Here is a 380-nt window from a genome sequence, read left to right as displayed (position 1 = left end):
ATAAAGGGTATCGCCACCGCAAAGCCAATAAACAATAGCGGCAAATACACCAAGCCCTGCTGACGTACCGATAAGCCCAGCACCTCAGAGAGCTGATGCGGCAAGAGGACAAATATCGCCGTCATGGTCAGGTGTAAGGCAAAAATACTGATATGCAGACGGTTTAAATCGCCAATTTTTAGCACGCTGGCCAACTGCTGACCGATAGATTTGTTGTCCAAGTTATGTTTGAGCACTCGTAGCGGCGTCGGCACCACAAACAGTAGCATCATTGCCAATACTGCAAAACCCGATGTCAGCCAAAACAAGCCTGACATACCAAGCGAGCCGACCAATAAAGGGCCAAAGGCAAAGGCCAACATAATAGAGGTGGCAATGGT

1 pseudogene is annotated in these 380 nt (G+C 48.7%); it reads right to left on the bottom strand.

Going from position 1 to position 380, the window contains the following annotated elements:
- A pseudogene (locus tag BTV99_RS12820) lies at positions 1–380 on the bottom strand (MFS transporter); the annotation flags it as partial.

It is taken from the genome of Psychrobacter sp. Rd 27.2 (genome assembly GCF_001921755.1).
Taxonomy (GTDB): Bacteria; Pseudomonadota; Gammaproteobacteria; order Pseudomonadales; family Moraxellaceae; genus Psychrobacter; species Psychrobacter celer.
This window is presented reverse-complemented; position numbering and strand designations above follow the sequence as displayed.